This is a genomic window from Bradyrhizobium sp. CCBAU 45394 (assembly GCF_028128655.1).
GTDB classification, from domain to species: domain Bacteria; phylum Pseudomonadota; class Alphaproteobacteria; order Rhizobiales; family Xanthobacteraceae; genus Bradyrhizobium; species Bradyrhizobium diazoefficiens.
Window position 1 is genome coordinate 103,454 of sequence record NZ_LBIX01000004.1, and the last position, 13,884, is coordinate 117,337.

7 protein-coding genes are annotated in these 13,884 nt (G+C 60.6%); all 7 read left to right on the plus strand.

What is annotated here, in order from left to right; translation table 11 throughout:
- Positions 1-72: 72 nt before the first annotated feature.
- The 7 genes from WN73_RS01295 to galE all read left to right on the plus strand — a co-directional run bounded on the left by WN73_RS01295 (position 73) and on the right by galE (position 13,305).
- Entirely contained in the window at positions 73-1,110 is a 1,038-nt protein-coding gene (locus WN73_RS01295; RefSeq protein WP_271551180.1) for a polysaccharide deacetylase family protein, read from the plus strand.
- A gap of 63 nt (positions 1,111-1,173) precedes the next feature.
- Positions 1,174-2,328: a glycosyltransferase family 4 protein gene (locus WN73_RS01300; RefSeq protein WP_271551182.1), complete on the plus strand. Its 1,155-nt coding sequence runs from the start codon at positions 1,174-1,176 to the stop codon at positions 2,326-2,328.
- An 878-nt stretch (positions 2,329-3,206) separates the two neighbouring features.
- The gene (locus WN73_RS01305) at positions 3,207-5,432 is read left to right on the plus strand and encodes a heparin lyase I family protein (protein ID WP_271551184.1); all 2,226 of its coding nucleotides are present in this window, start codon (positions 3,207-3,209) and stop codon (positions 5,430-5,432) included.
- Between the two features lie 109 nt (positions 5,433-5,541).
- Positions 5,542-8,190, plus strand: coding sequence for a type I secretion system permease/ATPase (locus WN73_RS01310; RefSeq protein WP_271551186.1), 2,649 nt, complete (start codon positions 5,542-5,544; stop codon positions 8,188-8,190).
- Positions 8,177-9,601 (plus strand): HlyD family type I secretion periplasmic adaptor subunit, encoded by a 1,425-nt coding sequence (locus tag WN73_RS01315; protein WP_161533811.1) that lies wholly within the window; start codon positions 8,177-8,179, stop codon positions 9,599-9,601. The genes WN73_RS01310 and WN73_RS01315 overlap by 14 nt, the downstream gene beginning before the upstream one ends.
- A 1,180-nt stretch (positions 9,602-10,781) precedes the next feature.
- The gene (locus WN73_RS01320) at positions 10,782-12,170 is read left to right on the plus strand and encodes a polysaccharide biosynthesis/export family protein (protein ID WP_271551189.1); all 1,389 of its coding nucleotides are present in this window, start codon (positions 10,782-10,784) and stop codon (positions 12,168-12,170) included.
- 76 nt (positions 12,171-12,246) lie between these two features.
- Positions 12,247-13,305: a UDP-glucose 4-epimerase GalE gene (galE, locus tag WN73_RS01325; RefSeq protein WP_271551191.1), complete on the plus strand. Its 1,059-nt coding sequence runs from the start codon at positions 12,247-12,249 to the stop codon at positions 13,303-13,305.
- Positions 13,306-13,884 lie beyond the last annotated feature (579 nt).

Consider the following 13,884-nt stretch of genomic DNA (forward strand, 5'->3'; position numbering starts at 1 on the left):
GCGACGGCTGGACCTTCACCGACCAACGGAGCCTCGAAGAGGCATTTCAGCGCCGACCAATCGAGGGTTAGCATGAAGCAGGCTCTCAAGGACGGCATGATCCACTTGGCTCATCGGTCTGGGCTAATGCCAACCTGCCGCAGGATCTTTGCCGGCAGGGCAGCTATTCTGATGTTCCATGAGATTCAACAAGATTATCGCTCGGAGCTGACGACCGGGACCTCAGTTGCCCTTTTCGAACATTCACTCAACTGGCTGCGTCAGGAAGGGTGGGAGATCGTCAGTTTCGAAACATGCCTCGAGCGATTGGCCACGGATCCTGGACCACGTCGCTATGCGGTGATTACCTTTGACGACGGCTATAGAGACAATCTCGCGACCGCGCTTCCAATCCTCGAGCGAAACAACGCCCCGTTCATGATGTACGTTCCCACCGGCGCTCCAACACGAACGCTGCAATCGTGGTGGCTGGGATTGCGCGAATTGTTTCGCATTGGAGACGCGGTTACGATCGACGCGATGGGCATGCGCCTCCACTGTCCGGAGTTTCACGAAAAGGTGTCGGGCTTAAACAAGGTCATTGAGTGGATTCACCAAGACTATAACCGAGTTGAAACGCTCGCCTCAACGTTCAAAAAGGCGGGTATATCGCTATCGGCTTTGAACGAGGCGTATTTCCTCAATGAACGCGAGCTTCAAAAGCTGGCCCAGCATCCTCTCGCGTCGATTGGCGGGCACACCGTTTCGCACGCAGCACTGTCGGCCCTGGACGTTCTTTCAGCGCGGGCCGAAATGGCGGATAACCGCTGCTATCTGGAACAATTGCTGCAGCTTCCGGTTCGGCACTTCGCTTATCCTTACGGCGACTCTAAAGCATGTGGTCCCCGCGAAGCACATCTCGCGAAGGAAATCGGCTTTTCGACCGCAGTAACGACGCGGAGTGGGCAAGTATCCGATAGCAAATCAGATCGTTTTGCGCTTCCTCGTGTCGGCGTTGGGGGGCCATTCGATACGAGGATCAGGTTCGAGGTTCGCATGAGCGGCATTCAAGCGGCGGCGGCTCGCATGCTGCAAATGAGAAGCTTTACATCGAGCGCGCTTGAACGTTGAATTTCGTGGTGAACCGCCCCGTTGCGACTTGGACTGAATCAGTCCACGTGGGAGAGCGCTGAGATGCGTATACTACACTTCACTGAATGCATAGGCCGGGGAGGGAAAGAACGGCAAATCGTCGAACTTTTGGGGGGACTCTCCCCTCATCGCGACATTGAGTCATTCGTCGCGGTTATCTATGAGGAGGATGATCAATTCGAAATTGACAGTGAACATGCGCAATACATTCCGCTCCTTCGCAAAGGCAGGAGGGATTTGCACCTTTTCAAGAGTTTGTACGATCTGACCTCTAGTTTGAAAATTGATATCGTCCACTCATGGGGCTCCATATGCTCCATTTATGCTGCTCCAGTTGCGAAATTGTGCGGCGCGGCTTTCGTCAATGGCTTCGTGCGAGACGCGCCGTCGCATCTGACGCTGTGGAATAAAGACTATGTAATGGGCAAGCTGACAGTCCCATTTTCAGACATTGTCGTCGCCAATTCGCGCGCGGGCCTAGCTGCCTACCATATTCCCGAGCGCAAAGGTCTATCGATCTACAATGGGTTTAATCCTGCGAGAGTCCTTAACTTAACGGACGGAACAGAGCTTCGTAGCACGCTGGGCATCACGACCCCCCACATTGTCGGGATGGTTGCTAACTTCAGGCCCGGAAAAGATTACGCAACCTTTGTCGAGATGGCGTGCCGCATTTGCCGCCTTAGGGACGATGTTACTTTTCTGGCTGTTGGCAGCGGCAAGATGTTGCCGCGAGTGCGCGATAGCGTTCCACCAGAACATTCGCCGCGTATAAAGTTTCTGGGGCGGCGGAAAGATATAGAGAGCATCGCTAATCTCTTCACTGTGGGGGTACTCGCCACCAACAACCGTCTGCACGGGGAAGGCATCTCCAACGCAATCACCGAATGCATGGCATTGGGTAAGCCGATCGTTGCAACAAACGATGGGGGCACTCCTGAATTGGTCCTGGACGGACAGACGGGATTTCTTGTGCCGAGCCACGACGCTGGAATGTTGACCGATCGTGTGCTCAGACTCCTCGATGACCGAGCGCTTGCCAGTCAATTCGGTATCGAAGGGCGTCGGCGTGTTGAAACAGCATTCTCGCTCGATGCGATGTGTAACGCATATCTCTGCCTTTATCGGAGGATGGCGTATAGGACGGGGCGCGCGACAGAGGAAGGAGCGATTACTAGAGATATGGTCGATGATTAATCATTCGATCGTATTCCTCTCGATCGCGTCGAACGCGGCAATGTGCTCTCAGCGCCTCGCTCATGGCCAGAGCTCGTGAGGAGCCGGCAGCGGTCAAGCACAGCCGGATCGTGATGGTCGCGTCTGGAAGACCGACATCCGCGATTTTGAGGGGACGCCTCCACGACAGAGCTCAGATTGCGAGAACGGTCCGACGCGCTGGTCGCTCCCATGCTTGACCGCGCTCAGCAGACCTTTCCTAACGGCACGCTCTACAGAGGCTCCTTCGAGACCGGGCTCCGTGATCGGCGGTTTACCGGCATTGACGATCGCCACTTGCGGATTGCGCCTGGAGAGCACGAGATCACGCGCTACGGAGGCGCCCCGTAATACCCGCAACGTTTGCCAGGGTCCCGCTGGCGAGCTGCTTGGAGCGAGCCCACGCGATCATTCGCAAGGGCAAGCACATACGTTGGTATTATGTGTAGAAACCAAGTTGCCTTCCCAAGGCAGGTCGCCGAAATCGGAAGCAGTTCCAGGGACTTGCCGGCAAGTGCCCCTGGCGCGCCGCATTTGCGGGAATTTTTGCCTTACTCGCTTATTTTTTTGGCCACACTCGCTCATTAACCAGCCGGCCATCAGCAGTTGGGGGGGCAATTCCCACTGCTATGAAATCGGCTCGCAATGCCAACCGCTTGCGAGCACGCGGTATGTCGCTCGCCATCGCGCACGCGGCAGTGGAATTCCCTTGTCAACGTCAAAGAGACTCTCTGTAACTCGGAGGCCTGAAATTGGATACTACCGGAACTATCACGAATTTCACGACCACGCCTGGAACTCGGTTTAGTGGCGTCGGGGGCGACGTCTACGGCATTGAGACGGCGGGCAAGAGCTATAGCATGACCAGTCCGGACTCGCAGACCCTGCGGTTCGAGGTCCACCAGGGCGACAATTGGACAGGGGGTGGTGATAGCTCACACGTTGATCGCTCTGAAATTCAGAACGACTCGGCGAGCGTCGGGACCAGCTGGGGCGCAGTGATCCCGGCCGGCACTCCGATTGGCATGGACTATCAGTTGATGGTGGAGGCCAATGGGCCCAATGGGTCATTTGTAAACACTCAAAACAGCTCGAACGGCTGGTTTATCGTCGGTCAGATGCACAATGACGACATTGCGAGCGGCGTGGGGACCTCACCGCCGTTCGCGATCCAGATGGACGGCGACCATCTGCAAATTGTCGCCCGCTATGTTCAGCCCGGTGGGAATCCCAGCAATTCCTCATCCGATCTCCATCTGATGACGCTCTGGACCGACCCGAATCCGATCCAGACCGGTGTCTACAACGACATCAGGATCCAAGCCAATGTTTCCAACAGCGGCGGCGGGTACCTGGACGTCTGGATCAACGGCAAGCAGGTTGTGAACTACCAGGGTCCGCTGGGTTATGGGCAAGGCACCTATTGGGAATACGGCATCTATCGCTCGACGGCGAGCGAGACAGCCGCGGTTGATTATCGCAACATGACACTGGTCACCGGATCGCAGGCGGCCAGTTGGACGGGTGTGGGCGCCACGGCTCCGACACAACCCACAACGCCCACGGTGACGCCGGCCGTGACGCAGGCCACGGCCTCTCCGGGAACGGGCATCGAGCATGCCGGAGATACCATCACCCTGTCGCTTGCCTTCAACAAGGCCGTGACGGTGACGGGCACGCCGACGCTGTCGCTCAACGACGGCAATATCGCCACCTATGCAGGCGGCTCGGGCACGAGCACGCTCACCTTCAAAACGACCGTTGCGTCGACCGACACGAACACCTCGGCGCTCGCCATCACCGGCGTCAATCTTCCGAGCGGTGCGGGCATCAAGGACGCCTCTGGGGTCGCGGCGAACCTGTCGGGTGCGGTGAAGACGTTCACCGGTCTCCAGATCGATCCGGTCTTGCCGGCGGTGACCCAGGCCACGGCTGTTCCGGGAACGGGCACCGAGCACGTCGGGAACACGATCACGCTGGCGCTTGGCTTCAACGAGGCCGTGACGGTGACGGGCACGCCCACGCTGTCGCTCAATGACGGCGGCACGGCCACCTATGTCGGTGGTTCGGGCACGGGTACGCTCTCCTTCAAAACAACCGTCGCGTCGACCAACACCAGCACCTCGGCGCTCGCCATCACCGGTGTCAATCTACCGAGCGGTGCGGCCATCAAGGACGCGAGCGGTGTCGCTGCCAATCTTGCTGGCGCCGTGAAGACGTTCTCCGGTCTGCAGATCGACCCGACGTCAACGACGCCCACGTCGCCAACGTCGCCAACGTCGCCAACGACTCCGCCGACCCCATCCGTGGCCACGCCTGTCCTCACGATCGCGGATAACTCGCTCTGGGTGGCCGGGAGAGGCGGTACCGTCGACCTGGGCACGAAGGTGACCACGACCGACTCCAACGACATCGTGACCGTGAACATCACGGGGTTGCCCAAGTACGAGACGATCACCGACAAGCTCGATGGTCAGACGTTCCGGGGGAATAACATCACCTTGACGGCAGCGCAGGTCGACAGCGGACTCGAACTGCACTCGTACTATCGCGGCGGGGGCCACCCGACCGCAACGCTCACGCTGACCGCAAGCGCAAAGGATCCGACCACCGGTGCCGTTGCTACGGCCTCGCCGCAGAGCATCACCGTGGTGGATCCCCGACCTGAGGCCGCCACGACCACAACGTCGTCGCACCACCACCACACCGCGACGGATCAGCAGCCTGTTGCCACCACGACGGCCGCGGCCCCAACGACCTCGCAGACGATCGAGCCTACGGATCATCAGCAGGCGGCCGCTGCAAACACGGGGTTCTTGGCAAGCCGGGGCTTTGCGCTGCTCCAGCAGCATTTTGACCCGGCTGCCAGCACCCTGGCAACGACCGCTGCCCATCCGACCATGCCGGCAGATCATCCGGCTGCGACCGGTACCACGATGGCGTCGTTCGCAAGCCAGAGCTTTGCGCTGCTGAACCAGTACTTGGCCGCTCACACCGGCCAGGTGGATCCCGGTCAGATCGTGGCGGCTGTGTCGCAGGCGACCGGTTGGGGGCACGACTCGTTGCTGGCCCGACCGCAACACTAAGGCCGAGCCGCACCCAGGTTCAGCGCCTGGGTGCGGCCCCGTCAATGTTTGGGAATGCATGAGAAGGAACATCATACGCGGCCGGTAGCCGCGAAGGGTTGAGTATTAAATGGCGATCCAGAATGGAAATGCCCATGCCGCAGATCTCGGGCTTCGATCCCTGGCTCTGTTCCTGCGCCTTCATGGCGTGAACGCCGAGCCCGACCAGCTCCGCGATCGTTGCGGGGAAAGCGCAATCGGCATCCGTGCGATGCTTCGCTGCGCCCGCGATTTCGGACTGAAGGTCGGTTCGCGCACGACACATTGGAAACAGCTCGCAGGCATCAGCCTTCCCGGAATCGCAGCGCTGCGTGATGGCGGATTTCTGCTGCTCGGGAAGGTCGAGGACGACGCCGCGCTTGTGCTGCATCCGACCTCGTCACATCCGAAGTTGATGCCGCGTGCGGAATTTGAAGAAATCTGGGACGGCCGCTTGCTCCTGGCCGGATCTCAAAGCCTTGCCGATCGGGCGCAGCATGCCTTTGCCGGTCTGATTGCGCGCGGGCGTGACCTGGTTGCGCTCGCCGGCGATGCTCTGGCGTCTGCACGCTCCGCCGAACGTAGCGATATGCCCGTCCAGGAGTCGGGTCCTGAACCTACGGATGGCGATGAGTCGGGGCTCATTGCGATGGCGATATTGCTGCGGTGCCATGGCATTGCGGCCGACCCGGAGCAAATACGCCATCGCATGGGCACCTCGCGGATCGGTGTGACCGAAATCCTGCGCTGTAGCAGGGAGTTCGGCCTCAAGGCCAGGGCACAACGGTCAAGCTGGAATAGGCTTGCCGTCACGCCGTTGCCGGCAATAGCCGCGCTGCGCGACGGCAGCTTCCTGATCCTGGGCAAGGTCGTCGACGACAGCCTTCTCGTTCAGCGTCCATTGGCTTCCCGACCCGAATCCATGACGCAGGCCGAACTCGAGGCCATCTGGGACGGCGACATCATCCTGATGACCCGGCGTGCGGCCCTGACGGATCTCTCCAGGCGGTTCGATATCGGCTGGTTTCTCGGTGCGGTCCACAAGTATCGCCGTCTTCTCGGCGAAGTGCTGATCGCGTCGTTCTTCCTTCAGGTCTTTGCCCTCGTCGCGCCGCTGTTCTTCCAGGTCGTCATCGACAAGGTACTCGTGCATCGAAGCATCAGTACGCTCGATGTCCTGGTCGCGGGTCTCGTCGCGTTGACCTTGTTCGAAACCGTTCTCGGCACGTTGCGCGTCCATCTGTTCGCGCACACGACGAACCGCATCGACGTCGAGCTCGGCGCCCGGCTGTTTCGTCACCTGATGGCGTTGCCGATCGCATACTTCCAGACGCGTCGCGTCGGCGATTCGGTCGCACGCGTTCGCGAGCTTGAGAACATCCGTCAGTTCCTGACGAGCTCGGCGCTCACTCTTGTCGTCGATCTTTTGTTCACTGTCGTCTTCCTTGCGGTCATGTTCTACTACTCGACGGCGTTGACGTGGATCGTTCTGGCGTCGTTCCCGTTCTACATCGGAATTTCCGCCGGCGCCGCGCCGCTGTTTCGCCGGCGACTCGACGAGAAGTTCAATCGCGGCTCGGAGAACCAGGCCTTCCTGGTCGAAAGCGTCACGGGCGTCGAGACTCTGAAGGCAATGGCAGTCGAGCCCCAGATGCAACGCCGCTGGGAGGAGCAACTCGCCGGCTATGTGGGGGCGAGTTTCCGCGTACTCAGCCTAAACAATACGGCGAGCCAAGCGGTCCAGATGATCAACAAGCTGGTCACGGCCGCAACGCTCTACTTCGGCGCCAGGTTCGTGATCGGCGGCGACCTGACCGTCGGAGAGCTGGTCGCGTTCAACATGCTGGCGGCGCGGGTGAGCATGCCGGTGCTTCGGCTCGCGCAGATGTGGCAGGATTTCCATCAGGCCCGGCTGTCGGTCGATCGTCTCGGCGACATTCTCAACACTATTCCGGAGCCGAGCTTCAGCTCGGCCCGCGCCGCGCTGCCGGCGATCCGCGGCAAGGTCGTATTCGAGCACACGACCTTCCGCTACCGTGTCGACGGCCCCGAGGTGCTGCACGATGTGTCCTTCGGCATCGAGCCCGGCCAGGTCATCGGTATCGTGGGCTCTTCGGGCTCGGGCAAGAGCACCATCGGCAAACTGATCCAGCGTCTCTACGTACCGGAGAGCGGACGCGTGCTGGTCGACGGCGTTGACCTCGCGACGGTCGACCTGACCTGGCTTCGGCGCCAAATCGGCGTGGTTTTGCAGGAGAACGTGCTCTTCAATCGCTCGATTCGCGAGAATATTGCACTCGCGGACCCGGCCATGCCGATGGAGCGCGTCATCGAGGCGGCGTCACTCGCCGGCGCTCACGACTTCATCTTGGAGCTGCCCGAGGGCTATGACACCATCGTGGGCGAGCGCGGCAGTAGTTTATCCGGCGGGCAGCGCCAGCGTGTCGCGATCGCGCGCGCACTCATTACCAACCCCCGCATCCTTATCCTCGACGAGGCCACCAGCGCGCTCGATTACGAAAGCGAGCGCGCCATCCAGCAGAACATGAAACGGATCTCCGCCGGCCGGACTGTCATCGTCATCGCTCATCGGCTTTCCACCGTGCGCAATGCGAACCGCATCATCACTCTCGAGCATGGCCGCATCGTCGAGGACGGAAGCCATGATGAACTCATTCGCTCGAACGGGCGCTACGCAAATCTCCACTATCTGCAGGCCGGTATCCATGACGTCCGCTAGCCGGAATATCGTTCCGTTTCCGAGAGCCGAGGTTCGACGGCGTGAGCAGGAGATTGCATTTCTGCCCGCGGCGCTCGAGATCACCGAATCGCCGCCGTCGCCGATCGGCCGCGCGATCGGGGCGAGCATCATCGCGGTCTTTTGCGTCGCGCTGTTGTGGGCATCATTGGGCAGCGTCGACATCGTCGCCACTGCGACGGGCAAGATCGTGCCTGGCGGACGTACCAAGCTGATCCAGCCGTTCGAGACTGGCGTCGTCCGCGCCATTCACGTGCGTGATGGACAGAGCGTCAAGGCCGGCGACGTTCTGATCGAACTCGACCCGACGATGACGGAAGCCGATCAGGAGCGCCAGAGAAGCGATCTCGTTGCAGCCGAACTCGACGTCGCGCGGCTGCGCGCGGCGCTCACCAGCGATCCGCTCGCCGCCTTCCGATCACCACAGGGCGCAAGTGCCGCGGAGATCGAGATGCATCGTCAGTTTCTGATCAGCCAGCGCGCCGAGCAGAGTGCCAAGCTCGCGGAGATCGAACGCCAGCAAGGTCAGAAGGAAGCGGAGCGGGCGACCACATCGGCGAGCGTGGCGAAGCTCCAGGCGACGATACCGGTGCTGCAGGAGCGGGTCGACATTCGCAAGGGTCTCGTCGACAAGGCCCTGGCTTCGAAGGTTGTCTATCTCTCCGAGTATCAGGAGCTGGTTGGCCTTCAGCAGGATCTGGTCCTCCAGCAGAGCCGGCTCGGCGAAGCCGACGCCGCCATCGCCTTGCTGAAGGAAACGAAAGAAAGGACTGCCGCGGAGTATCGGCGCGCCACCTATGACGCACTCGCGAAAGCCGAGCAGAAGGCGGCGAGCGCTGCGCAGGAAGTGGTCAAGGCGGAGCGGCGCACGAAGCTTCAGCATTTGACTGCGCCGGTCGACGGCGTCGTGCAACAACTCGCCGTTCACACGGTGGGAGGCGTGGTGACGCCGGCACAGGCGCTGGCCATCGTGGTTCCAAGCGAGAGCCAGCTCGAGATCGAGGCCATGCTCTCCAACCGCGACATCGGCTTCGTCCATCCTGGACAGAAGGCGGAGATCAAGATCGATACCTTCAACTTTACGCGCTACGGGCTCCTGCATGGGGACGTGCTCAGCGTGTCGACCGACGCCATCACGCGGGACAGGCAGGGCGGACCGAACGACCGCGCGTCGGGCACGGCGCAAGGCAGCAGCGAGCCGAAAGGCCAGGAGCTGGAATATGCGGCGCGGATCTCCCTCGACCGCACGCACATGCAGGTGGAGGACAAGCTCGTCAAGCTCGGCCCCGGCATGGCGGTGACGGTCGAGATCAAGACCGGTGCGCGCAGGATCATCAGCTACCTCCTCTCGCCGCTGGCGAGATACAAGCAGGAGTCGCTGCGGGAGCGGTAGGCGAAGCGGAGGATCATCGATGAGCATGCAGGTAACTGGAAGGCGGCCATTGGGAGCGAGCAAGTGCGCGGCATCCGTCAATCCGACCACGGCCGCGCCAGAGACCGCCATAGTGGACCCATGATCGACATCGAGCGGGACCGCGCACCGTATCCTGTAATCGGCATCGCCTGATCCGGTTTGCACCGTTGACCCGCGCTAGTCGACTGACGGGTGGCGTTGGACTCGAACGGTCCAATCCAGAGTATTTTGCCCCGCATCGCAATACGAGCCCGTGCCATCAGGAAGGGCAGAGGGTCATCCCGGCTAAACGTCGCGATCTTTGATGTGGCTCAGGTCGCGATGGACGCTGCTGTGTGATCGCAGCTCTCCGGGCAACTGCCCGTCCGCCAGCCTCAAGTCAAACTCGTCTGCTCTTTCGAGCGCCCTTACCAATACATCTTCCACCACGGGAACGAGACGCTGCTGACAATGCGTATCTGGTGAACGTGTCGACCGGAATGGAGCCGTGGGACAATCCTGCTGCTGCGCAGAATTGCTGTAGAGTGTAGTGCCCGCACGGATCGGCAAGGCTCGAGGCGTGCTTTTCAGATTTCCGAAACATGCCTGCTGGCATTTGCTCGCCGGCGACGCATCGCTGTACCGAAGATCCGAAAACGGCACACCACGAGCCGGCTGGTGCCAATATCAATAGAGCAGTCAATCTGCCCCTTCCCACGGCTCCTCGATCGCCCTGCCGCCATCGACCTAACGTGCCGGAAGCTCGGTAGACGCCGGCAAGTTGGAAGGACGCACAACTCCTAGCAGTGAGCTACCCGATCACTCGCCACTTGAGCCGAACCAGGACAGTCCGGGTCATTGGATGGAAATTCGCAATAGCCGGATGGGACGGGCAAAAAGTAGGTAACTACGATGGTCGATTGAGCCGCGACGGCGCGGGATTAGATTCGGGCAGCCGTCGAAGCGCCCTCCCCGATGGGTTCGATGGGAATGCCCAATATTGATAGAGGACCGATCAGTCGAACAGAGTGGAAGAAGGCACCGAGCGGTTCGGCGTCAATGAGAGAGCAGAACGAAATTTTGCGGATCGCCTGTCCGGACGATTACTCGGACGGTTGTTGACGTGCTGCCTTCCGCGAACACATTTGAAGCGGTAACAACTTCGTGCGGGATTGACGCCATGCCGAACTCCAGACTGCGCAATAGCCTCCATATCAATATCGGCGTCCCTGGCTGCCGTCTGGGTCGTTGCATCAAATGGGGCTTGTTGGCTGTTGGTCTGACGATTTCCGTCACTCAAGCAAAGGCCGAATATCTGGTGAACGTCGGAGATGTTCTGGAGGTCGCGGTTGCGGGCGTGCCGGAGCTGCGACATCGCGCGGCCGTCCAAATGGACGGGAACGTTTCGTTGCCACTGGTCGGAACGCTTCCGGTGGCCGGCCTGCCCTTACCGCAGATCCGAGCCAAAATCGGGGCTGCACTGGCGAGGAAGGTATTTCGACAGAGGACGTCCGATGGCCGTGAGACGGCCGTCGTGATCGACGCAGACGAGGTCACGACGGTCATCGCGGAATACAAGCCGATCTACGTAAACGGGGATGTATCGAAGCCGGGTGAGTACCCCTATCGTCCGTCCATCACCGCACGCCAGCTCGTCGCCGTGGCCGGCGGCTACGACATCATGCGCATCAGAATGAACAACCCATATCTCGAGTCAGCAGACCTGAGAAGCGAGTATGGTTCGCTTTGGACGGAGCTGGCCAAAGAGCAGGCGCGCATGTGGCGCATCAAGACTGAACTTGGAGAGGGAGCTCAGATCAGTCCAGGCGCTTTGATGGACGCGCCCCTAGCTCGATCGGCAATTTCGGAGATCGTGAATTCAGAAAAGGAATATCTGAAGACCAAGCAGAGTGATTATCAGCAGGAAAAAACCTTCCTTCAGCGCGGTATTCGACAGGGAGACGACGAGGTCCGCGTGCTGTCAGAGCAGCAGAAGAAGGACGAAGAAGGACTTCAGGGGGATCTTGAAGAGCTGCAGAAAGCGACCGAGCTCTTCGGCAAGGGGTCCCTGATCAGCCCTCGCGTTACGGATGCGCGTCGCGCGGTGCTGCTGTCATCAACCCGGAAGCTGCAGACCTCTGCGCAACTGCTGCAGGTCAAGAAGCAGCAGGACGAGTTCGTCAGAAAGCTGGCGAAGCTGGATGACCAGCGGAGGCTCGACCTGCTCCGTGAGCTGCAAGAGACCAGCGTAAGGCTCAATCAGATTCGCGAAAAGCTGCAGAGCGTCGGCGAGAAGCTTCAGTACACCACAATGGTTCGATCACAACTCGTGCAAGGCGCCGGCAACCACGTAGAGATCGCCGTCATCAGGAAGGGCGATAAGGGGCAGGAACGGATCATCGCAAGCGAAGATACCGAGCTGCAGCCGGGTGACGCTGTCGAGGTCAGCCTCCACTACCAGGATGGTCCTGCCGTCTCTCCTCGAAGGCTAGGCAGTTCAACCATTCCATCAGAGGCAGGCCGGACCGATGCGGCCGCGGGCGATTCACTGCGCGTCGGACAGAGATGATAAGGACCGACGCAATTCCGGAACGGAAGCTGCGGCGTCTTCCCGCACATCGTTGCGCACACGGAAGGTGTCCGAGATGATCTTGGTGACCGGAGGTGCCGGCTATATCGGGTCCCACGTTTGTATCGCGTTGCTGGACGCCGGGTTCGACGTCGTTGCCGTCGATAATCTTTCCAACAGCAACAAGGCCTCGCTTGAGCGGGTCCAATCCATCTGCGGGCGATCGCTCGTCTTCCGGCACGCAGACATCCGGAATGAAGTGGTGATCTGCGACATGCTTCGTGCCTGCGGAGTGACTGCAGTCATTCACCTTGCAGGGCTGAAGGCGGTGGGCGATTCCAACGTACGGCCCATGATGTACTACGAGAACAACGTCCTGGGAACGATGCGGCTGGTGTCGGCCATGAAGAGGGCGAATGTAAAGACGCTCGTCTTCAGCTCGTCCGCGACCGTCTATGGGATACCCAGGTACCTGCCACTCGACGAGAAGCATCCCCTCGGTCCGACCAATCCGTACGGCCGCACAAAGCTCGTCATCGAAGAGATGCTGAAGGATCTCTGCAGGTCCGACGACCGTTGGAGGATCGGCAATCTGCGCTACTTCAATCCGGTTGGCGCGCACGAAAGCGGGCTCGTCGGGGAAGACCCGCTGGGCGTTCCCAGCAACCTGTTGCCGTTTGTGGCGCAGGTGGCGATTGGACGACGGGAGAAGCTGCGGATCTGGGGAAACGACTATGATACGCCCGATGGCACCGGAATCCGCGACTTCATTCACGTGGTCGATCTCGCATCCGGGCATTTGAGTGCCCTGCGCCATCTCCAGCAACCCGGCCTGATCACCGTCAATCTTGGAACGGGCAACGGCAGCAGCGTTCTGGACATCGTCCGTACGTTTGCATCGGTGAGCGGGCGACCAATCCCCTATGAAATCGGGGAGCGCCGGGCCGGTGATGTCGCCGCCTGCTATGCCGACCCGACGTTTGCGAAGGACGTGTTGGGCTGGGCATCGACGCGGTCGTTGGAGCAAATGTGTGCGGACCACTGGCGTTGGCAATTGCAGAACCCCAATGGCTATCAGGGCAGCGAGCTTCCGAAGGTCCGAGAGCGGTCCAGGCATCTCCGTCATCATGCGTGAGCGTGCGCGTCCGAGGTGTTGGAACGCGCACCGGAGCGGCTGACCGCATGAGTGGAGTTCGGGGCGAGCCGCGGCAGCGCGCATGCCCCCATCAGAGGTAGCTCGTAATGACCCTCACCCCGGAGCAAGCCTGCAGGTAAGATGCAGTCGCGCGTGGGGATTTGCGATGCCACACTATCGTGCGTACGTCCTGGATGAACACGGCCAATTGGGAAGCGTGGTCAACCTTCACTGCCCTGACGACGCGTCCGCAACCAAGCGGGCCGGGCGGCTGGCGGATGGTCACGAGGTTCAGATTTGGCGACTGGTTGCCGAGCTCAAATTCGACGCTCCGCAGCACCGATCCAGGCGGCGACGAAGTGTCCGCGCACCAATGCACTGAGTGCTCGATTGAGCGTTGCGCGTTCGCCTCGGTCCGCTCCACAGACAATTTGTATTGCGGCTCGACTGCCAACTACTCGCCGGTACGCGCTTTCAAGGCGTCGACAGCGACCCGCTCCGCATGAGCAAGCCGGCTTCATCATCGCGCACTGCGACGGCCACCCGCGCATCGCCGGCGTTAGCGCGTCGCGCCGCCTG

Coding starts and splice junctions, on each gene's coding strand:
- WN73_RS01295 (WP_271551180.1), top strand. CDS start 73: ATGAAGCAGGCTCTCAAGGACGGCATGATCCACTTGGCTCATCGGTCT.
- WN73_RS01300 (WP_271551182.1), top strand. CDS start 1,174: ATGCGTATACTACACTTCACTGAATGCATAGGCCGGGGAGGGAAAGAA.
- WN73_RS01305 (WP_271551184.1), top strand. CDS start 3,207: ATGACCAGTCCGGACTCGCAGACCCTGCGGTTCGAGGTCCACCAGGGC.
- WN73_RS01310 (WP_271551186.1), top strand. CDS start 5,542: ATGGCGATCCAGAATGGAAATGCCCATGCCGCAGATCTCGGGCTTCGA.
- WN73_RS01315 (WP_161533811.1), top strand. CDS start 8,177: ATGACGTCCGCTAGCCGGAATATCGTTCCGTTTCCGAGAGCCGAGGTT.
- WN73_RS01320 (WP_271551189.1), top strand. CDS start 10,782: ATGCCGAACTCCAGACTGCGCAATAGCCTCCATATCAATATCGGCGTC.
- galE (WP_271551191.1), top strand. CDS start 12,247: ATGATCTTGGTGACCGGAGGTGCCGGCTATATCGGGTCCCACGTTTGT.